Origin of the sequence: Enterobacter sp. E1 (assembly GCF_016809815.1) — a bacterium.
GTDB classification, from domain to species: Bacteria; Pseudomonadota; Gammaproteobacteria; order Enterobacterales; family Enterobacteriaceae; genus Enterobacter; species Enterobacter adelaidei.
In genome coordinates, this window is sequence record NZ_JAFBJM010000001.1 from 511,839 (window position 1) to 532,419 (window position 20,581).

The 20,581-nt window shown below is 53.1% G+C and carries 24 protein-coding genes and 2 tRNA genes; 17 read left to right on the top strand and 9 right to left on the bottom strand.

Translation table 11 applies throughout. The features are described 5' to 3' along the window. Position 1: 1 nt before the first annotated feature. The 6 genes from JGF26_RS02625 (at position 2) to JGF26_RS02650 (ending at position 3,749) form a co-directional block, all read left to right on the top strand. The gene (locus JGF26_RS02625; RefSeq protein WP_134707411.1) at positions 2–337 is read left to right on the top strand and encodes a type IV toxin-antitoxin system YeeU family antitoxin; all 336 of its coding nucleotides are present in this window, start codon (positions 2–4) and stop codon (positions 335–337) included. 61 nt (positions 338–398) lie between these two features. After that, positions 399–749: a TA system toxin CbtA family protein gene (locus JGF26_RS02630; RefSeq protein WP_134707410.1), complete on the top strand. Its 351-nt coding sequence runs from the start codon at positions 399–401 to the stop codon at positions 747–749. Positions 750–806: 57 nt separating this feature from the next. Further along, complete coding sequence (locus tag JGF26_RS02635) at positions 807–1,595, top strand: hypothetical protein (protein WP_134707409.1); 789 nt, start codon at positions 807–809, stop codon at positions 1,593–1,595. A 14-nt stretch (positions 1,596–1,609) separates the two neighbouring features. Beyond that, positions 1,610–2,089, top strand: coding sequence for a DUF5983 family protein (locus JGF26_RS02640; RefSeq protein ID WP_134707408.1), 480 nt, complete (start codon positions 1,610–1,612; stop codon positions 2,087–2,089). A gap of 64 nt (positions 2,090–2,153) precedes the next feature. Beyond that, positions 2,154–2,810, top strand: a complete 657-nt coding sequence (locus JGF26_RS02645; RefSeq protein ID WP_134707407.1) for a metallophosphoesterase — start codon at positions 2,154–2,156, stop codon at positions 2,808–2,810. Between the two features lie 87 nt (positions 2,811–2,897). After that, on the top strand, positions 2,898–3,749 hold the full coding sequence (locus tag JGF26_RS02650) for a DUF4942 domain-containing protein (protein ID WP_134707406.1): 852 nt from the start codon (positions 2,898–2,900) through the stop codon (positions 3,747–3,749). Positions 3,750–3,891: 142 nt separating this feature from the next. Here the strand turns inward: JGF26_RS02650 and JGF26_RS02655 are convergent. Further along, positions 3,892–3,979, bottom strand: a tRNA-Ser gene (locus JGF26_RS02655). Positions 3,980–4,258: 279 nt separating this feature from the next. On the opposite strand from JGF26_RS02655, the gene JGF26_RS02660 reads away from it, so the two are divergent. The 5 genes from JGF26_RS02660 to JGF26_RS02680 all read left to right on the top strand — a co-directional run bounded on the left by JGF26_RS02660 (position 4,259) and on the right by JGF26_RS02680 (position 9,394). Further along, entirely contained in the window at positions 4,259–5,395 is a 1,137-nt protein-coding gene (locus JGF26_RS02660) for a D-alanyl-lipoteichoic acid biosynthesis protein DltD (protein WP_134707636.1), read from the top strand. A gap of 128 nt (positions 5,396–5,523) precedes the next feature. Beyond that, the gene (locus JGF26_RS02665; RefSeq protein WP_049008462.1) at positions 5,524–6,642 is read left to right on the top strand and encodes an MBOAT family O-acyltransferase; all 1,119 of its coding nucleotides are present in this window, start codon (positions 5,524–5,526) and stop codon (positions 6,640–6,642) included. Further along, a complete protein-coding gene (locus JGF26_RS02670; protein WP_028019197.1) occupies positions 6,639–8,072 on the top strand; it encodes an AMP-binding protein in 1,434 nt (477 codons plus the stop codon). Before JGF26_RS02665 ends, JGF26_RS02670 begins: the two co-directional genes overlap by 4 nt. 17 nt (positions 8,073–8,089) lie before the next feature. Continuing rightward, entirely contained in the window at positions 8,090–8,308 is a 219-nt protein-coding gene (locus tag JGF26_RS02675; protein ID WP_008499867.1) for an acyl carrier protein, read from the top strand. Positions 8,309–8,557: 249 nt separating this feature from the next. Then, a complete protein-coding gene (locus tag JGF26_RS02680; protein ID WP_028019198.1) occupies positions 8,558–9,394 on the top strand; it encodes an alpha/beta hydrolase in 837 nt (278 codons plus the stop codon). 44 nt (positions 9,395–9,438) lie between these two features. On the opposite strand, the gene JGF26_RS02685 is transcribed toward JGF26_RS02680, so the two are convergent. From JGF26_RS02685 to JGF26_RS02695, 3 genes are all read right to left on the bottom strand, one after another. Next, on the bottom strand, positions 9,439–9,696 hold the full coding sequence (locus JGF26_RS02685; RefSeq protein WP_028019199.1) for a YjhX family toxin: 258 nt from the start codon (positions 9,694–9,696) through the stop codon (positions 9,439–9,441). Between the two features lie 290 nt (positions 9,697–9,986). Further along, positions 9,987–10,074, bottom strand: a tRNA-Ser gene (locus JGF26_RS02690). Between the two features lie 130 nt (positions 10,075–10,204). Next, a complete protein-coding gene (locus JGF26_RS02695; RefSeq protein WP_134707405.1) occupies positions 10,205–11,833 on the bottom strand; it encodes an ABC transporter substrate-binding protein in 1,629 nt (542 codons plus the stop codon). 268 nt (positions 11,834–12,101) lie between these two features. On the opposite strand from JGF26_RS02695, the gene yccA reads away from it, so the two are divergent. Beyond that, positions 12,102–12,761, top strand: a complete 660-nt coding sequence (gene yccA / locus JGF26_RS02700; protein WP_023335168.1) for an FtsH protease modulator YccA — start codon at positions 12,102–12,104, stop codon at positions 12,759–12,761. Positions 12,762–12,848: 87 nt separating this feature from the next. Further along, a complete protein-coding gene (tusE, locus tag JGF26_RS02705; RefSeq protein WP_028019201.1) occupies positions 12,849–13,178 on the top strand; it encodes a sulfurtransferase TusE in 330 nt (109 codons plus the stop codon). Here tusE and yccX read toward each other — a convergent pair. The 3 genes from yccX to JGF26_RS02720 are packed head-to-tail and all read right to left on the bottom strand — an operon-like array spanning position 13,175 to position 14,824. Then, positions 13,175–13,456 (bottom strand): acylphosphatase, encoded by a 282-nt coding sequence (yccX, locus tag JGF26_RS02710; RefSeq protein ID WP_049006717.1) that lies wholly within the window; start codon positions 13,454–13,456, stop codon positions 13,175–13,177. The genes tusE and yccX overlap by 4 nt on opposite strands. An 11-nt stretch (positions 13,457–13,467) precedes the next feature. After that, complete coding sequence (locus tag JGF26_RS02715; RefSeq protein ID WP_049006715.1) at positions 13,468–14,256, bottom strand: AraC family transcriptional regulator; 789 nt, start codon at positions 14,254–14,256, stop codon at positions 13,468–13,470. Positions 14,257–14,266: 10 nt separating this feature from the next. After that, complete coding sequence (locus tag JGF26_RS02720; protein ID WP_049006713.1) at positions 14,267–14,824, bottom strand: kinase inhibitor; 558 nt, start codon at positions 14,822–14,824, stop codon at positions 14,267–14,269. A gap of 173 nt (positions 14,825–14,997) precedes the next feature. Between JGF26_RS02720 and rlmI the strand changes: the two genes are divergently transcribed. Both rlmI and hspQ read left to right on the top strand, forming a co-directional pair. Beyond that, positions 14,998–16,188 (top strand): 23S rRNA (cytosine(1962)-C(5))-methyltransferase RlmI, encoded by a 1,191-nt coding sequence (rlmI, locus tag JGF26_RS02725; protein WP_028019205.1) that lies wholly within the window; start codon positions 14,998–15,000, stop codon positions 16,186–16,188. A gap of 60 nt (positions 16,189–16,248) precedes the next feature. Next, positions 16,249–16,566 (top strand): heat shock protein HspQ, encoded by a 318-nt coding sequence (gene hspQ / locus JGF26_RS02730; protein WP_008499919.1) that lies wholly within the window; start codon positions 16,249–16,251, stop codon positions 16,564–16,566. Positions 16,567–16,602: 36 nt separating this feature from the next. On the opposite strand, the gene JGF26_RS02735 is transcribed toward hspQ, so the two are convergent. Beyond that, complete coding sequence (locus JGF26_RS02735) at positions 16,603–17,016, bottom strand: CoA-binding protein (protein ID WP_032666992.1); 414 nt, start codon at positions 17,014–17,016, stop codon at positions 16,603–16,605. Positions 17,017–17,189: 173 nt separating this feature from the next. Here JGF26_RS02735 and JGF26_RS02740 point away from each other — a divergent pair, with 173 nt between their 5' ends. Next, on the top strand, positions 17,190–17,852 hold the full coding sequence (locus JGF26_RS02740; protein ID WP_028019207.1) for a DUF2057 family protein: 663 nt from the start codon (positions 17,190–17,192) through the stop codon (positions 17,850–17,852). A gap of 80 nt (positions 17,853–17,932) precedes the next feature. Beyond that, on the top strand, positions 17,933–18,391 hold the full coding sequence (gene mgsA / locus JGF26_RS02745; protein ID WP_049006707.1) for a methylglyoxal synthase: 459 nt from the start codon (positions 17,933–17,935) through the stop codon (positions 18,389–18,391). A 58-nt stretch (positions 18,392–18,449) separates the two neighbouring features. Here the strand turns inward: mgsA and helD are convergent, their stop codons facing one another. Then, positions 18,450–20,504, bottom strand: coding sequence for a DNA helicase IV (gene helD / locus JGF26_RS02750; RefSeq protein ID WP_134707404.1), 2,055 nt, complete (start codon positions 20,502–20,504; stop codon positions 18,450–18,452). Between the last annotated feature and the right edge of the window lie 77 nt (positions 20,505–20,581).

Here is a 20,581-nt window from a genome sequence, read left to right on the forward strand (position 1 = left end):
TATGTCACAACACACCACCGCTCCTGTCTGGGGTCTGCGCAGTGATATTACACCCTCGTTTGGCGCTCGCCTGGTCCAGGAAGGTAACCAGCTGCACTATCTTGCTGACCGAGCCGGACTGAACGGTGAATTTACGCCGGAGCAGTTGCAGGCGCTGGAAACCACCTTCCCGCTGTTTGTTAAGCAGATGGAGGCGGCGCTGAAAAGCTGTCAGCTTGACCCGCGCAGGGCAAAACGTCACCGCTGCACGCTGAACGGCCTGACCTGTGAATCTGACACCAACGGCTCATTCGGCTACGTGTACACCACGATTTACCCGACCGACACCGCGCAATAACACCACTCCGTTCCCCACCCGGACACGCCGGGCAAAGCTCTTTCTTTATCAGGACAATCCCATGCAAAACACTCTCGCCCTGCCTCCACCGGCAGCGGTTACCCCACGCCTGTCACCCCTGGAAGCCTGGCAAAAACTGCTGGCCCATCTGCTCAACCGGCATTACGGCCTTGAGCTCAGCGATACGCCGTTTTCTGACGACACCGTCATTCAGGAACACATCGACCGTGCGCTGTCGCCGATGGACGCTGTGAATTACGTCGTTGAACGCTACGGTCTGGTACGCACCGACCGCACCGGGTTCAGCATCACCGAACAGGAGCCGTTTTTAACCCCGACTGACATTCTGCTGGCCCGCCATGCCACCGGCTTAAGCCGGGTGCGTTTTCCCGCTCCCGCCACCACAGCATAACCCGCTCACGCAGCGTCGCATCTGGCGCTGCGCTCCACTTACCCCGAAGGACCCTTTATGTTCGATTTACTGATGAAACGACACGGACAATTGTTGCTGAAGGATGCGGGATGGCCTGCACACCTGGTGTGGCAATGGCAGCTCTCGCACAGCCAGGGCGATGGCTGCGCGTTTTACGGCTGGCTGCACCGTGACCAGTTGCTCACCCTGCTACCACACCTGGCCCGGCGTCAGTCCCTGTCCGGTGCTGTAACGCAGCACCTCACCGTGTTGCTGACCCTGAATGACATCACCGTTGCACTTAAACGCAATGCGCTGAGCATCCATTACTGCCACGCAGGTTGCATTACCACCGTGGCTGAGGGTTTTCCCGATGACGAAGACCCGGCCTTCATCACGTTCTTCCGGGCGCTGCAGGCCGATATTCGCGACCTGTGCACCCTGGCTGAACAAACCGGCTATCGTCTTCTGGATGCCACCACACCACAATCGGCAAACGAAGTTCTGTTCAGTCGCCAGACGCAGCACTTCGAACTGCGGGCTGTCGCGGATATGCCGGATGCCACGTACCGGTTCGACGATGACATTGACGAAGCGGCTGTTGACCTGTGCCTGCACAGGCTGCTCTCACACAACACCCGCCTGTTAACCGTACGTCTGGAGATTATCTGCCACACCACCGGCGACATTATCGCGCAGCAGTGGCTGCCGGAGACACTGATTGAAACCGACGATAAACCCCGGCACTGGCTCAGCCGTGACGCCGTACACGAGCTGATTCTCGAAGCCCGCGAGCATATCAGCCAGCAGTTGTCCGCCTGGCAGAGCTTTTACCGGGCGGCTTAAAAGGAAACTATACAATGAAAATTTCAGTGAATATTGAAGCCGGAGCGCTCGCCGCGATGCCGCTCAACGGGGGCCGCATTGCCGTGGATATGGACGGCATTGAGCTGAGCCAACTGGTCGATGCGGTCAACACCCATGGCACGCTGCTGCGTATCGCTGACCAGACGGGTCAGATTGTTGTCGAAGACTCCCTGCCCTTCGGCACACGGCTTAACGGCCTGTGCTGCAGCACTGCACATATCACCGCTGTAGATAACACCCGACTGGAGCAGTTATCGAAGACGGGCCACGGTCAGTGGATCCTCGATACCGGCTACGGGTATCTGCTCCGGCTGAACGCCAGACGCCACCCTGCACTGCGTCTCAAACAGCTCGGGCTGTCGAAAGCCTGCCGCAGACTGGTCGTCACACTCACCCGATACCACCATATCGATATCCTGCATCTGGATGCGGATGGCGACACCCTGCCAGGCGTTGATACGTTCGATTGGTGATCCACCGTGCTACTGACATTCTCCGTCAGTGGCCTGTGCAATCTTGTATAAAACGGAGAAAAAAATGACCATACACTACCAGCGCATTAACGGAGCAGACTGGCGAAACATCTGGGTCACCGGCGATCTGCATGGCTGCCACAGTTTGCTACAACAAAAGCTTCAGGAAGTTGACTTTGATACCGAACAGGATCTGCTGCTGTCAGTCGGTGATCTTATCGATCGCGGTGAGGAAAATCTCGAATGTCTGGCGCTACTGAAACACCCTTGGTTCCGGGCAGTACGCGGCAACCACGAGCAATATTTACTGGATTATCTGCAGGCTGCTGATGACGGGGACGAATGGCAGTGCTATGGCGGCCACTGGTTCTTCGAACTCAGTCACGCAGAACAGAAAGCGGTATCAGCACTCCTGCCGCTCATTGACGCACTACCGTTAGTGATCGAGGTGCAAACGGCTAATCAGACGATTGTTATCTGTCACGCCGATTATCCCGCCAGTCATTACGCCTTCGATCAGAGAGTGGAAGCGGACGGCGTGATCTGGAGCCGGGAACGTATTGAGATGGCGCAGAAAGGGTTCAGCCTGGAGATAGCCGGTGCTGACAGGTTTATCTTCGGCCATACGCCCATTCCGGCACCGCAGATATTCGCTAACCAGCACTACATTGATACCGGCGCCGTGGTCACCGGCAATCTGACGCTATTACAAATCCAGTAAACCCGCCCGACAAGTAACCACGCATATCTGAGCGCCAGCCCTTCACCAGGCTGGCTTTTTTATTTCTGTGTATAAAAGGAGGCCACCATGCCTGCACTCAGCACAAACGCTGAACCTGAAGTCCTCACCGGGCAACACGACGTGATTTGCTCCACCAGCATCGAACGGATCGTTACCGGCCGCAATGCTGCACTGAAACAAATCGAAGCGCTGATAAACACACTGGATAGTATCTCGCAGCTCACCAGTGAAATTGGTGGAGGCAGAGCCTGTGACTGGGCTATCCGACAGGGAAACCGTTATGACTGCTGGCTGGTTGAGCCTGTCGATAAAGCCCTGCCCATTATCATCAGTAATATCGATCGTAGCCTGTGGCGCGACCTGATGCTGAAATCCGGTATGTTGACGTTGATGGACGCGCAGGCTAAAGACCAGTGGGCTAAAGATTTAGAAAGCGGCGATCTACCCGAAATCAGCGAAGCCAATATTCTCTCTACCTTTAAGCAGTTGCACAACAGCAAAGGTGAAGTCTTCGAACGTGGCGTGATTAACGTCTTCAGACACCTGAGCTGGAATTATAAAAGCAATTCGCCTTGCTCGTTCGGGCGAAAGATCATTATCAACAATATGATGAAGTACGATAAATGGGGTTACGGACTGACGTGGGGATGGCGGCGGGATCAGTTAGTGGACCTGGAGCGTATGCTGCACCTGCTGGATGGCAAGCCAGTACCGGATAACCGTGCTGATATTGCCTGTCGGTTGTCCAGCCATATTCAGCAAAATCCGCACTGCCAGAACTTTGACGACGAATATGTCTCAATCCGCTACTTTCAGAAGGGCTCAGCACACGTAACTTTCAAGCGACCCGACCTGATGGAAAAGATGAACGACATCATCGCAAAATACTATCCGGAGATGCTGGCTGCACATTTGTGAGATTGAAGGTTTAATTCAATAACGTCTGATGGAAACCAGCTTCATAGAAGGAAAGCCAAACATAAATGGCATACTGGATGGCATACTGAAAACCAGCACAAAAGAAAAAACCCAAGTCGCATAACGACTTGGGTTTTGTATTTGGCGGAAGCGTAGAGATTCGAACTCTAGAACCCTTTCGGGTCGCCGGTTTTCAAGACCGGTGCCTTCAACCGCTCGGCCACGCTTCCAAAGTGAGGCGCACTATAAACATCTATTAGCGCCTTGTAAAGCAGGAATTTTTCTATTTTTCCCCACAGGCGTTTAACTGCGCAAAAAGTCACCCAGCTGCTTACCTCACATCAGTCTCTGCGCCCTTGTACATACCGTAACACAGCAACGCTCATCCGTTTAAATCGCTCTGGTATAGAATGACACATAAACAGACGGCCTTTTGTTGTGTAATTGTTATAAATCGAAATGACAACAGACTTCAAAAAATTACTGTCATGTAATCTTACTGGTTGATGATGAAAATCAAAAATACGCTTTGCTTACACATCCTGATGGCGACACTGGCCATTTTGTTCCTGTGTGTTCACTCGTTGGTGACAAGCTTCGATCCGCCCCTCGCCTTTCAGCCACTGATTAAATCAATGGCGGGCACACCTAAAGAACAAGCGGAAAAAATAGCCACCATTTCCCATGCCTTAGAAGGGAATGCTATTTTCTTCATCGGTGCATCAGAGGTCGCCACCTCTGAAGATGAACATTACGCTGTATATAATTACTTTAATAAGCAATTGCACAAGCCCGTCGTGGCGTATGGCGATGCATTTGTCGATGACGAAACGCAATTCTTACTGTTCTCACGTTTTAAAAATAGCCTTAACGCAAACAGTAAAGTTGTGTTGCTTCTGGCACCTGACAGTTTTTACTCAAAAGGTCTGCCTCCTGCTATCTATGCCGATAATTTCCCCGGTTCTATTTTTAATCCGCTGATGAAAGATCCGCAGGCGCGACCGCTGCTGGTTAATTATTTAAAGCATATTGATAGTAAAGACATAAGCCATTTAACCTTTGGCCAAATGCGTGTCTTTGGCTGGCACCCCGATCTGATGTGGGACGAGCTGAGCTTCCAGTTTGCGAACGTCTGCACCCTGATAAAAAACGACTGGCTGGCGCTGCTCAACATCACGCCCCAGACGGTACAGCCCTGGCCGCAGCAGCCAACCACCCACATCGCCCCAGACTGGGATAAAGAGCTGGCGAACGCGCGCGAGTTAAATAAAAAACGCCAGCAGAGCGCGGCCACGCTGTGGATGGACAAAACGATTTACGAAGAGGACGGTAAACCGCAACAGTGGGATGACACGCCGGTCGTGCCTGCGCAAATCGCCGCGTTCAGTAAAACCGTTCAGCTGCTGAAAGAACGTCACGTGCAGGTGATTGCTATCGTCGACCCGGTTAATCCCTGGGCACTTTACAATACCGATACCTTCCGCCCGGTTGATAAGCAAATTAAAACCATTCTGGAAAAGAACCAGATCCCTTATTTAGATATGTACGCCATGCCTTATCAGAATGGCTGGAACTGGGATCGTTTGCACCCTTCCGAACTGGCCTGGGTTCCTATGATTCGCTTTATTGCACAGAGTTTTAAATGATGAAAATCGCGATCCGTCTTTTTTTCCTTTATCTCCTGTTGGCAATCACCGTTGTCGCATGGACCTCTGTTGATGACAGCATGAGCATGCAGCTGCATTTTGAATATCAAAAGTTCTGAGGCCGAATGATGTATAGCTCAGGAATGTTTTTTGTCTATTTGTTTTCATCCGCCCTGGTGTTTGCGGCGGTTAACCGCGTATTACGCCATCGTCTGACCTGGTTATCAGCATTCTCCATACTGACAGCATTAGGTTGGGGCTATATTTTTCAGGGTGATTACCTTGTTCCCGTAGCCGTTTTTTTCAGTTTTTATGTTTTCGCCACGTTAAAAGCCAAAGGATGGTTAAAAACGTGGCAGGCGGTCGTTTTAACATTATTGCCGTTGTTCCTGGTGAAATTACACTTAAATAACCACTGGGGCATGATTGGCCTCTCTTTTATGACGTTCCGCGCAATTGATGTATTGCTCTATCGCAGTAAAAAAGAAGGGCAGAATTTCCTGCATTATTTCTGCTATCTCTTTATGCCTTTTATTATCCTGGCTGGCCCTATGTACCGCTGGCGGACATGGATGAATGATGTCAGCAAGCCCGTGTTTGCACTTAACCGTGAACAGTTTTTAGTCGCGTTAGAGCAAATCATTACCGGCATTATCCAGAAGTTCCTGTTTGCCATGCTGATCGATTCGCTTGTCGTGCAGCCCTGGAGCCATAAGCCGTTTACGCTGACCGTGGGCGTGGTGATGTCGATTGCCTATAGCGCCTACCTCTACTTTGATTTTGCAGGTTACAGCAATATGGCCATCGGCGCAGGCCGCCTGTTCGGGCTGAATATTCCGGCAAACTTCAATATGCCGCTTCTTGCGAAAAACCCGCAGGATTTCTGGCGTCGCTTCCACATCAGCCTGTCTGAATGGCTGCGTGATGTGGTCTTTATGCCCGTCTATATGAACCTGATGAAGGTCAATTTTTTCCGCCAGAACAAAACGCTGGCGCAAAATATCGGTATTTTTTGCACCCTGTTCTGTATGGGGGCATGGAATGGCCTGGAACGCCATTACGTCATTAGCGGCGCGCTGTTTGGCGCAATTTCTGTTGCTCATAACATGCTGCTGTGGTCAGCCAAACGCAGCCCGGCATTGAACCGCGGCTTGCAGTATCCGGCTGTTGCGTTTTTGGGGCGAATTCTGACGCTGGGAAGCGCCGCGGGCTCCCTTTACATCTTTAGTGGAATGTCACCTCTATGAAAAATCACTCTGATCTTCAGGAACTGCAGGATTTCTTACGTGCAGCATTGTTCGATCCTGCCTCTCCGCAGCAGCTGGCCATCACCGGCAGCGACGAAGCCTTAAGCTGGTTGCAACTTTCCTCCGCCGTGGCGGACTGGGCGCAGCGTTATCGACGCTGCCAGCCTGGCGACGGCACACCGGTGGTATTGTACGGTCATCAGCAGGCTGAGTTCGCGGTGGCTATTTATAGCTGCCTGCTGCACAACATTCCGTACATCCCGGTGGACTGTATTTATCCGCAGGAACGACTGCGTGAGATCTGCCATCTGGCCAGTGCCCCTTACTACTATGACGTGGCAACAAAGCAGTTCATTGCCACCGGCGAGGCGGGCAAGGTTCTGGAGGAGCAGGATCTGGCCTATATCATGTTTACCTCAGGCAGCACCGGCAAGCCTAAAGGGGTGCAGATTGGGCGTGAAAGCGTGTGGCACTTCATGAAGTGGGTCAGCCAGGACTTTTCACTGCCGGAAAAACCGGTCCTGATGAACCACGCGGTGTTCAGCTTTGATCTCTCCCTGATCCCTTTGCTGGCGAATCTGGCAATGGGCGGACATATCGTGCTGAACGCCAAAGACGATATTCAGAAAGAGAACTGGCTGGAGCGACTGAAAATCAACGCCGTTTCAGCCTGGGTTTCCACCCCCTCTTTTGCATACCAGCAGCTGCTTTCACCGCAGTTCAACAGTGAGTATTTGCCTGCACTGAACGTCTTTATCTTTATTGGTGAAGTGTTAAATAAAGCGCTGGTTAAACAGTTACGCCGCCGTTTCCCGCAGGCCAAAATCATTAACTCCTATGGCCCAACGGAAGCAACCATCGCGACAACCGTGGTCGAGATAACGGATGAGATCCTCAACAGCGACAGCGCCGTGCTGCCGGTTGGGGTCATGATGCCCGACAGCAGAATGGAAATTTCCGCCGAGGGCGAGCTGATTATCTGGGGTAAAAACGTCATGCGCGGCTACCTCGGTCTCCCTCAGGAGAACGCAGCAAAATTATTGCGTCGGGAGAGTGAAATGTTCCGCGGTTACCGGACAGGCGATCTGGGCTATGAAGATGGGCTCATCTATTGCCAGGGCCGCAACGATAGCCAGGTCAAGCTGAATGGCTACCGTATTGAAATCAACGAGATTGAAAACCGCCTGCTGGCTATGTCCGGCATCAACGAAGCCGTGGTGCTGCCGCTGATGAAATCCTGCGGCAGCGTGCTGCGCATTGCCGCATTCTGCGTGACGGATATGGCGCCGGAGGCGATCAAAACCTCGCTGTCGAAGGTAGTTCCACCCTATATGGTGCCTTCACAAATTATCGTAAAAGACGCTTTGCCGCTGAATCCTAACGGCAAAATTGACCGCAAGTTGCTGGACGCTTACGCCCGCACAAATTAATAACTCCAGGAAAAATTATGGAACAAGAAATTCTCGCCCTGTTCGAAAAAGTGTTATCCCGCAAGGTGGGCTTTCACGATGAACTGATTGAATCCGACATTCTCGACTCCATTCTGGCGGTCGACATGGTACTGGAAGTGCAGGACGTTTACGGCTGTATGATCCCTCCAACAGACGTCGCAACGGTGCTGAAAACCCCGGCGGATCTGGCCCGCTATATTGAAGAAAACCGCTAAACGCCCCTGACATTAGCGTTGTTCTGAAGGCTCTGGAGGGTTGCTCCAGGGCCATCATTCGCTCCCTCCTCTGGCCTCCAGGCAAAATGAATGCCTTTCACAGAAATGAAACCTACTGCTTTTATTTTCTCCTACACTTTAGGAGTACTGTCGGTACGGAAAACATAAAAAGCCAACTTAATTAAGACATTATGATTCGCTTTGCACTCGGCATGCGATCGTGTTGTCTATCACAGAGGAGTCTGCTGTATGGCATTCGTAACCACGAAAGACGGCGTCAACATTTACTACAAAGACTGGGGCCCAAAAGAGGCTCAACCCATTGTTTTCCACCACGGCTGGCCGTTGAGTGCCGATGACTGGGATAACCAGATGCTCTTCTTCCTTGCAGAAGGCTATCGCGTTATCGCTATCGATCGTCGTGGTCATGGGCGTTCGGACCAGGTGAGTGAAGGTCACGATATGGATCATTATGCGGCAGATGCGTCAGCCGTGGTTGAAAGCCTGGATCTGCACAATGCCGTGCACGTCGGTCACTCCACCGGCGGCGGCCAGGTCGCCCGCTATGTCGCCCGGTACGGTCAACCGCAGGGCCGCGTCGCCAAAGCGGTACTCGTCAGCGCCGTGCCACCTCTGATGGTAAAAACGGAGACGAACCCCGGCGGAACGCCCATCGAGGTTTTCGACGGCTTCCGCAAAGCGCTGGCGGCTAACCGCGCTCAGTTTTACCTCGACGTCGCCAGCGGTCCTTTCTACGGTTTTAATCGGGACGGGGCAGACGTTTCGCAGGGTACGATCCAGAACTGGTGGCGTCAGGGAATGATCGGAAGCGCCAGGGCCCACTATGAGGGAATTAAGGCGTTTTCTGAGACCGACCAGACGGAAGATTTAAAAACCATCACGGTCCCCGTTCTGGTGATGCAGGGCGACGACGATCAGGTCGTGCCCTATAAAAATGCAGCCCTTCTGCAGGACAAGCTGCTGGCGAACAGCGTGCTGAAAATTTATCCTGGCTTCCCGCACGGGATGCATACCACCCATGCGGACACCATCAACGCTGATATTCTGGCCTTTATTCGCTCTTAAACGTCACGTTCAACGCCCCCCAAAGGTGGCGTTGTTTATTTCGCTTAGCGATTATCCAACTCGGCCCGGACGTTGTTCAGCCCGGTGGTATTGATGCGGTAAGGCTGCCCGTTCACGGAACGGATCAGCTTTTTAGTGCGAAGTTTTTTAAAGACGTTAAGCGTGCAGTCGCTCAGCACCAGTCCTTCACGGGTATAGCACTCAACGGAAGTAACGCGGCCTGAACTGTCGCGGACGTGCACAATACGTCCACCTTTGGCGAGAACGTGTAAGGTACGTTGTTCCTGACGGGATAAATTCATACTGGAAAACCTGTGTAATCATCATGCGTAAAAACGAGCCCACACCCACAGGTGCGTGCGTAAGGTTTAAGCGCAGCGATAATCAGTCCGTCCTGAGAAGGGCGGGAAACTGATTATCTGATGAACACATTCTCCAGCATCAAAGCCTCGGTAAGAGATGAAAAAATATTTACGAGATGAATGATAACGTCTGGTTTTTACCGGGAAATAACGAGGTTTTAAAAGTGTGAGCAGGATCGTTCAATCAAAAAGAAAAACCCCAGGTCAATGAGTAACCTGGGGTTTATATCTGGCGGAAGCGCAGAGATTCGAACTCTGGAACCCTTTCGGGTCGCCGGTTTTCAAGACCGGTGCCTTCAACCGCTCGGCCACACTTCCTAAGTGAGGCGAACTATAAACACCTCACCGTGTGCTGTAAAGAGGACAGCCATTCGTTCGCTGTAAAAATAGTCAAAATGTGTTTAATCGGTTGAACTGACGACACATCGACGATTTTATCAACACTGGCTTAATGTTTTTTGATGTACATGTCTTTAGTGAAATAGTACCCCAGCTTATCCGGCGTAAATCCCCCTACCCAGGGTTTTACCAGATGCGTACGGACGTAGTGATAAACCGGAATAGCCGGCACATCGCGTCCCAGTAAATCTTCCGCCTGCTGGTAGAATTTGCCGCGCTCAGCCGTGGTTTTGGCTTTTGCAGCGTTAACCAGGGCCTGATCGTATTCCGGGTTGCTGTACTGACTGGTGTTTTCGCTGTCACCCGTGCGGAAGTTGTTCAGGAACGTCGCCGCATCGTCGTAATCGGCAATCCACGCGTAGCGCACCGCATCAAAGTTGTGGGTGTGCATGGTATCCAGCATGGTTTTCCACTCCTGATTTTGCAGCTTCGCGTCCACGCCGAGATTTTTCTTCCACATGGAGCTGGCCGCAATGGCGATGCGCTGGTGCGATTCAGAGGTGTTGTAGAGCAGGTTGAAGCTCAGCGGATGGCTGGCGTTATACCCGGCCTCGTTCAGCAGCTTTTTCGCCTCAGCGATGCGCTTGTCCAGCGGCCAACTGGCGTAATCCGGATTCTGTAGCTTAACACCGCCAATATCGGGCTGGCTGATGAGCCACGCCGGGCGCTGCCCCTGCCCTAATACTTTCCCGGCAATAATGTCTTTATCCAGCGCCATGTTCAGCGCCTTACGCACGCGTGCGTCGTTGAACGGCGGCCGGGTGGTATTGAATTCATAGTAATAGGTCGCCAACTGCGGAGAGACATCCAGTTGAGTGCCCAGGGTTTTCTTGAGCTGAGCGAACTGGTTGATCGGCACCGTATATACAATATCAATTTCGCCCGCTTTATAGCGGTTTACATCCGAGGCCTCAGACGTGATGGGCAGATAGGTTACTTTGTTGATGACAGTGTGTGCGTTATCCCAGTAGCGCGGGTTGCGCTCCGCCACGATGCGTTCATTGACCACCCACTGCGACAGCTTATACGCCCCGCTGCTGACGAAATGCTCCGGTTTGGTCCACTTGTCGCCGAACTGACCAATCAGCACTTTATCCACCGGCACCAGCGACGGGTGCGCCAGCATCGCGAGGAAAGCCGCGTTTGGCTGCGTGAGCGTCACCTCCAGCGTCGTGTCATCGATTGCTTTTACGCCCAGCGTATCCGGCGCTTTTTTTCCCTGGGCGATATCGGCCGCGTTAGCGATATGCATGTTCCCCGGGTAACTGGCATACGGTGAAGCGGTTTTCGGGTCGATCAGGCGCTGCCAGCTCCAGACCACATCTTCTGCGGTAATGGCCGTGCCGTCGCTCCAGGTGATGCCCGGGCGCAAATGGAACGTCCAGACGGTATTGTCCTTGTTCTCCCATTTTTCCGCCAGTCGGGGCTGGACTTCGCCTGTCGGGGAGACGCTTACCAGTCCTTCGAATAAATCACTGATAATATTGAATTCGACGTCGCTTTCGACTTTATGCGGGTCGAGCGAAGCCGGTTCACTGCCGTTGTTTCTGACCAGTTCCTGTTTCTCTGCCAGTTGGGTTCCTGCTGGCACGTTAGCCGCCCAGGATGCCGTGCTGGCGCACAGAATCCCGGCGGTTAGCAAAGAGAGCGTAAAGTGAGTGCGTGTTTGTGGTTTCATGTCCTTCGCCTTATTGTCTGTTTATGACGATCCGGAGATAACTCTTAGCGTTCTAATGGTAATAACGCAATATTTTTCAGTAACCTATAAGAGGTTGATCTGATAAATACTTGCAAACCGCTGTTCATACTGGTGAAACGGACTTCTGCAGATGAAATAACCACCTCAAGCGCTAACGTACTGAGTAAAGATGGGTAAAACCACTTTGAGACTGGCGCGCCGTTTCCTATTCTTTCCGTTAATTACATCTGTCATAAGAGAGTGACTCATGGATCGTATAATTACTTCCTCACGCGACCGCACATCGCTACTCAGTACCCACAAGGTGCTGCGCAATACCTATTTCATGCTTAGCCTGACGCTGGCGTTTTCAGCGATCACCGCAACCGCCAGCACCGTGCTGATGCTGCCGTCTCCGGGGCTGATCCTGACGCTGGTGGGCATGTATGGTCTGATGTTCCTGACCTACAAAACCGCTGACAAACCCGTCGGTATTCTGTCCGCGTTTGCCTTCACCGGCTTCCTGGGCTACATCCTGGGGCCGATGCTGAACGCGTATCTGTCTGCCGGAATGGGTGACCTTATCGGCATGGCGCTGGGCGGTACCGCGCTGGTGTTCTTCTGCTGCTCGGCCTACGTGCTGACCACCCGTAAGGACATGTCCTTCCTCGGCGGCATGCTGATGGCGGGTGTCGTGGTGGTGCTGGTGGGTATGGTGGCAAACATCTTCCTGCAGCTGCCGGCCCTGCATCTGGCGATTAGCGCCGTGTTTATTCTGATTTCTTCAGGCGCGATCCTGTTTGAAACCAGCAACATCATTCGCGGCGGTGAGACGAACTACATCCGCGCTACCGTGAGCCTGTATGTGTCGCTGTACAACATCTTCGTCAGCCTGCTGAGCATCCTGGGCTTCGCCAGCCGCGATTAAGCCACAGCGCTGTGAACCTGGCCCCGCTTATGCGGGGCTTTGTTTTTTGGTACACTGTTGCGGTTTTTGGCTGACGTGTGAATGATTATGCTGAGTTTTGAAGGCAAAGAGATTGAGACCGATAACGACGGTTATCTGAAAGAGAGCAGCCAGTGGAGCGAAGCGCTGGCGGAAGTGATTGCAGAGAAAGAAGCCATCACCCTCTCCCCCGAACACTGGGAAGTGGTGCGTTTTGTCCGCGAGTTCTATCTTGAATTCAACACCTCTCCGGCTATCCGCATGCTGGTCAAAGCCATGGCCAATAAGTTCGGCGAAGAGAAAGGCAACAGCCGCTATCTCTATCGTCTGTTCCCGAAAGGCCCGGCAAAACAGGCCACCAAAATTGCCGGCCTGCCAAAACCGGTGAAGTGTATTTAGTAGCGAATACCGAAGTTAACGTATTCCCGACCGGGTTGATGCGGTTCTGTTAACACCTTATCAACCCGCGCGCTGCGCGGACCGCCCGCTTTCAGCCACGCCACCAGCTTATCGACCTGCTCCGCTTCGCCGCAGGCCACCACCTCAACGCTGCCGTCATCCATGTTTCGCGCGTATCCCGTTAGCCCAAGCTCAATCGCTTCGCGCTGGGTGCTGTAGCGGAAGCCGACGCCCTGAACGACACCGTGAACCCAGGCGATGGTGCAGACTTTTGCCATTTTGCTTCTCCTTAACGTAGCGTTTTCGGTAAACAGCCATAGTGTTGCCGGAAACGGGCGGTGAAACGAGAACTGGAAAGATACCCACATTGTAATGCGATTTCGCCAATCGGTAATCGGGTTGACTGTAACTGTGACAGCGCAACGGCCATCCTCACCTCCTCCACAATCTGGCGAAAGCTCTGCGACTCTTCACGTAACCGTCTGCGAAGCGTCGGCACGCTCAAGGCCAGACGGCTGGCGATGTCCTGCGCGGTCCAGGCTCTGGCGGGCGACAGCATAATGAACTGCCGCACCTGTTCGGTCAGGTTAATATTTCGCTCAATAAGCAGCGGACCTGCCACGCCATCATGCAGCAAGGCAAGTAAAAGACCAAAGGCCTGATGCTTTTGTAGCGCCTCTGGTAAATCCTGACGCACGGCATGCAGCAGGTTATCCCACATAAACGCCAGCCCCTCGCTCAGTGGGGCACAGAGCGAATGTAGCGTCGTGCGCGGCCAGGATTTCAGATAATGCGCTTTAAACTCGGCAACGATCTCCGGAGACAACATCAGCAAGTCCGATCGAAACATGCCGTTCGCGGGCTGATTGATAATCTCCATCACCGTATTAGCAGGGATAATGATGAGCTCGTCCCGTGTCGCCACCAGCCGGTTGTCATCCTGAACAATTACCTTACTGCCGTGCGTGATATGACAAATAGCCGGAAAAAAGAGTTTGACCTGATGCAGGCGATGCATTTTGCTGGCACTCACTTCACCCGCCGTGAGATGTTTATGTCGAAAATGGAACTCCTGCACTCCGCCATCCTTATCTACTGTAGGTCGCTGTTAACTCAGCCTTTGCCAGCACGTGACTATTGATCATAAAGCCGACCAGCGCGCCGCTGGCATTTTTGTCGACGGGCAGTTTATCCACGTCCAGGGCCCAGACGGTAATCTGATAGCGATGAGGCTTATCCCCTGCGGGTGGACATGCACCGCCGAAACCAGAATAGCCGAAATCATTACGTCCCTGCACAACGCCGGCAGGTAATTTCTCGCCGTTCGGGTTACCGGCATCAGCGGGCAGCGTCATTGTCTTCGCCGGGATATTGGCTACGGTCCAGTGCCACCAGCCGCTACCGGTGGGCGCATCCGGATCATATACCGTGACGGCAAAGCTTTTCGTCGCGGCGGGCGGATTTTTCCATGCCAGCTGTGGAGAGCTATTTCCACCGTGGCAGCCAAATCCCTCAAACACCTGCTGTTGCGCCAACCGGCGTTCGCCAGAGATATCCTGGCTGGTAATACGGAAAGGCGTTGCTGCTAAAACCTGAAAACTCATTGCCGCCAGAGCGGTTATTGCGATTGCACTGCGCTTTTTCATGGGGGTTTCCTTTGCTGAACCGGAAGCCCTAAGGTAAAGCATGCGACAATGCCGTAATGTGCTTAAGCGATTTGATTTTGTGCCGAAACGCTCAACGGTATCCGCAGATGATTGCGACTTGCTGAATGTGCTACTCTACACGCCATTTCCTGAAATCGACAGAACAGCAAATTATGAGTGTACGTTTAGTGTTAGCCAAAGGGCGCGAGAAGTCATTACTGCGCCGTCATCCCTGGGTCTTTTCCGGCGCGGTTGCCCGTATGGAAGGTAAAGCCAGCCTCGGTGAAACCATTGATATCGTTGACCATCAGGGGAAATGGTTAGCGCGAGGTGCTTACTCGCCTGCGTCCCAGATCCGTGCCCGCGTCTGGACCTTCGATAAAGATGAAACCATCGACATCGACTTCTTCGTTCGCCGTCTGCAGCAGGCGCAGCAGTGGCGCGACTGGCTGGCAAAACGCGACGGACTGGACAGCTACCGCCTGATTGCCGGTGAGTCCGACGGCCTGCCGGGCGTCACCATTGACCGCTTTGGTCACTTCCTGGTGCTACAACTTCTGAGTGCTGGTGCTGAATATCAACGTGCGGCGTTGATTAGCGCGCTGCAAACGCTGTTCCCGGAATGCGCCATTTACGACCGCAGCGATGTGGCGGTGCGCAAAAAAGAGGGCATGGAGCTGACCCAGGGTCCAGTGACAGGCGAGCTGCCGCCTGCCCTGCTGCCGATTGAAGAGCACGGCATGAAGCTGCTGGTGGATATTCAGGGCGGCCACAAAACGGGTTACTACCTCGACCAGCGCGACAGCCGTCTGGCGACGCGTCAGTACGTTGCCAATAAACGCGTGCTGAACTGCTTCTCCTATACCGGTGGTTTTGCCGTTTCAGCGTTAATGGGCGGCTGTGCTCAGGTGGTGAGCGTGGACACTTCGCAGGAAGCGCTGGACGTGGCAAAGCAGAACGTTGAGCTGAACAAGCTGGATGTGAGCAAAGCTGAATTTATTCGCGATGATGTCTTCAAACTGCTGCGTAAGTATCGCGATCAGGGCGAGAAATTCGACGTTATCGTCATGGACCCCCCTAAGTTTGTGGAAAACAAAAGCCAGCTGATGGGCGCATGCCGCGGGTATAAAGATATCAACATGCTGGCCATTCAGCTGCTGAACCCGGGCGGCGTGCTGCTTACGTTCTCCTGCTCTGGCTTGATGACCACAGATTTATTTCAGAAAATCATCGCCGATGCCGCAATAGATGCTGGCCGTGATGTACAATTTATAGAGCAGTTCCGTCAGGCAGCCGATCACCCGGTGATTGCTACCTACCCGGAAGGGCTCTATCTGAAAGGGTTTGCCTGTCGCGTCATGTAACTTGAAAAGAGAAATATTGCCCGCACATAACGTGTAAGTCGTATTTCCCGGGAGGTGACTATGATTGCCAGCAAATTCGGTATCGGCCAGCAGGTCCGCCACACTTTGCTAGGGTATTTGGGTGTGGTCGTGGATATCGACCCGGAGTATTCTCTTGATGAACCGTCTGCAGACGAGCTGGCGGTAAACGCCGAGCTTCGCGCTGCGCCCTGGTATCATGTGGTGATGGAAGGTGACGATGGACAACCCGTTCACACCTATCTTGCTGAAGCGCAGCTGAGTAGCGAACTACAGGAAGAACATCCGGAGCAACCCACGATGGATGAACTTGCTCAGACTATCCGCAAACAGTTACAGGCTCCACGCCTGCGGAACTAAGCGTGTAAGAAAGCCCGATTATCGGGCTTTTTTTTATTACTTCGCCAGCCCCAGACGGGGGATTTCAATCGCCGGGCAGCGGTCCATCACCACGTTCAAACCAGCCTCGCGAGCCAGCACAGCAGCTTGCTCGTTAATAACCCCTAACTGCATCCACAGCGTTTTCGCGCCGATAGCGATGGCCTCTTGCGCCACTTCCCACGCCGCCTCAGAATTGCGGAAAACATCAACCATATCCACTTTCTCAGGTACGTCGTTTAGGGTGGCGTATCCTTGCTGGCCCAGTAAGCTTTTACCGGCCACCTTCGGTGACACCGGGATAACGTGATAACCCTGATCGAGAAGGTATTTCATGACCCGATAGCTTGGACGATCCGGTTTATCGCTCGCGCCCACCAGCGCAATGGTGCGCGTGGAGGTCAAAATCTCGGCAATATCGTTCTCTCTCATGGTTTGTCTCCTGGTTTTTTTCAAAGTGTACGCCAAAGCGCACATCTCAACCATCCATCCCATACAGATGTATGAGGGCAAAACCGTGAAATATGTCTATATGTTAGTAAAGATGATTTTCGAAAGATTTAGATACATTAATGCAACATCAGTATTTCTGACAGGAGCCTTCTATGAAAACCGGAATTGCCACTGCTGTGATTGCATTAGTGATGCCGGTTTGCGTCTTTGCGACCACGCTCCGGCTCTCTACCGACATTGATCTGCTGGTTCTGGACGGAAAAAAAGTCTCCAGCTCATTATTACGCGGCGCAGACAGCATCGAGCTAGATAACGGGCCTCATCAGCTGGTCTTCCGGGTAGAAAAGTCGATCGGCCTTGCTAATCATGAACAACGGATGTACATCTCCCCGCCGCTGATCGTCAGTTTTAATACCCGTCAAATCAGTCAGGTGAACATCACCCTGCCCCGCCTTGAAACGGAGAAAGAGTCTGCGGCCTTTGACACCTCGCCACGCGTTGAGCTGCTGGATGGCGATGCGATGCCCATTCCGGTGAAGCTTGATATTCTGGCGTTGACCACATCCCCTAAAGGGCCGGATTATGAGGCCGCAACCCAGACCTATAACAAAGCAGGTAAACGCGCATCGCTTCCCCAGTTTGCCACTATGATGGCAGACGACAGTACGCTGTTATCCGGTGTATCTGAACTGGATGTCATTCCTCCTCAGTCCCAAACCCTGACGGAACAACGCCTTAAATTCTGGTTCCAGCAGGCCGATCCGGATACGCGAGCCCGCTTTTTACAATGGGCGAAGCAACAACCTTCATCATAAGCCACATTTTTTTCGCCTTTCTCTTGCAGCGTCAGACAGTTCCCGTCATCGTGTAGCCAGTTAACCTGATGGATACGATTATGGAACTGACAACACGCACGCTACCTGAACGCAAACACATTGCGCTGGTTGCGCACGACCACTGTAAACAAATGCTGCTTAACTGGGTTCGCCGCCATCAGTCTTTGCTGGAAAAGCACACCCTCTCGGCGACCGGTACAACCGGTAACCTGATCCAGCGCGAAACGGGTCTTGAGGTCAATGCCATGCTGAGCGGCCCGATGGGTGGCGATCAGCAGGTAGGTGCGCAGATTTCTGAGGGGAAAATTGATGTGCTGATTTTCTTCTGGGATCCGCTGAATGCGGTTCCGCATGACCCGGACGTGAAGGCACTGCTGCGTCTTGCCACCGTCTGGAATATTCCAGTGGCGACTAACCTTTCAACGGCGGATTTTATCATCGAATCGCCGCAGTTTAACTCGCCGGTTGATATCCTTATTCCGGACTATCAGCGTTATCTGTCTGAAAGATTAAAGTAAATTTTAAGCCGGGTGGCGGCTCCGCCTTACCCGGCTCACAAAAACAAGCCTGACGTCGTTATGGCTTGCGCGCTACCGGCACATCAATATTCTTCAGAATATCAACAAACACCGACGGCTCTTCTTTATTGAACAGCAGCCACACGCGGTGACGCGCGCGGGTGATGGCCACATACAGCAAACGCCGCTCTTCGGCATCCGGAAAATCTTCCGGCATCGGCAGTAAAGCCTGCTCCATGACTGACTCACGAGCCGGAGCCGGAAAACCGTCGCTACCGTCTTTCAGCCCTATCACAATCACATAGTCGGCCTGCTGGCCTTTACTGGCGTGGATCGTCATAAATTCAAGCTGCAGTTTCGGCCAGCGCGTGGCCGCTTTCTCCAGCGCTGCGGGTTTCAGATGATGGTAGCGGGCCAGCACCAGAATACGTTCATCGGGCTTCGCATAGCCGCTGAGCTTGTCCAGCAGCGGTTCAAGTTGGTCATCCGCCAGCAGAGTGACCGCTTTTTTATCTCCTGGCCGCAGGCTATTAAGCGGCTTGGCCAGCTGATGCGGGTTCTGCTGGATAAAGCGATTGGCGATTTCACCAATACGGGAATTGAAGCGGTAGGTGGTATCCAGATCGCTACGATCGCCTTCGCCAAAATAGTGATGAAACGCGGTGGTTAGCGAAAGCTGCGCGCCGCTAAAGCGGTAGATGGCCTGCCAGTCATCCCCTACGGCAAACAGAGAGGTATGTTTATTTTGCGCCCGTAACGCCGAAAGCAATGCTGCGCGTTGCGGTGAGATATCCTGGAATTCATCCACCAGAATATGTTTCCACGGGCTGACAAAGCGCCCCTTCTCAAGAATGATAATGGCCTGATGGATAAGGCCAGAGAAATCGACAGCATTTTCCGCCTTCAGAGCAGTTTTCCAGGCTTTTAGCATCGGAGCCATCAGTTTAACCCGCTTTGAAAACAGATCGCGGATCTCCTCCGGCGCACTTTCAATCATTTCAGCCTGCGATCCGCCGTGCATTCGCATCAGGCTTACCCAGCGGTCAAGTCTCGAGCCCAGTCGACGCGCCAGTTTTTCATCCTGCCAGAAACTGCCCTCAGGCACCTCCCAGTTGAGTTCTTCCTCCAGCCACTGACGCCATCCTTTCGCCTGCGCCTTTTTCTCACTGCACTGCTGGCGCCATGTTTTGATAAACAAAGCCTGACGCGCCTGCGTGTCGTTTTCGAGTTTACTCACTGCAGGCACTTTTTTGCTGCCCTGCTGAATGATGTACAACGCCAGAGCATGGAAGGTTCTGGCCGTAATATCCCGGGTGTGCAAGCGTTCCTGGATACGCTCGTCCATCTCCTCGGCAGCTTTGCGGCCAAAAGCCAGAAGCAGAATTTGTTCAGCGACGGCTTCCCCGGTTGTCAGCAGCCAGCCCGCGCGCGCCACCAGCACCGATGTTTTACCGCTCCCGGCCCCTGCGAGCACCAGCAAGGACTGCTCACCGTTAACCACCGCACGTGCCTGGGCGGGATTGAGTGGTGAAGATTCAACCGTACTGAAAAAATCGGCGTATCGGGTGAGCATTGTGTCAGTCCAGGCCTGGTTATGGGCGAACCGGCTCTTATCCATATCGCTTAGCCAGGCCTGACACTGACGCCAGGCATCGCGGCAATTGTCGAACTCATCGAGACGCGTCACGGATACCGGCAGCGCGGAGAGCGCCTGCCTGATTTTTTGCTGTAACCCGGCGGTCTGCTGGCGGGTAAGCCATGTTTGCTGCGCGTTGCTTTGCGCAATATCATCCAGCACCTGCTGCAGTACCTGGGCGGCAATCACGCTCATGTCCTGGCTCCACTGCTGCCAGAGCGCATTCAGATGATGATGGAAACGCTGGGTCTCCACCCACTCGGTGCCGTGAAGACGCACGACTTTATCATCAGGCAGAACGAACTCCAGTTCCCCCCACACCAGCCCACGTTTGCAGTGGATAGCCAGAAGTTGATTAAACGGAATAAGGTATTCATGGCGTTCTCCGGAGACTTTCACCCCGGCATTGAGGAGAACAACCCTGTCATAGGGGTGTTGCGCCAGGCGTTTGCCTAATGAAGTTGCTTTAAGTTCCATGTCCCGCCAAATCCACGAAGAGATAATTTACCTGACAGTTTAACTGCCAGTTTTAAGGTGCTCCAGCCTAAAAAAAC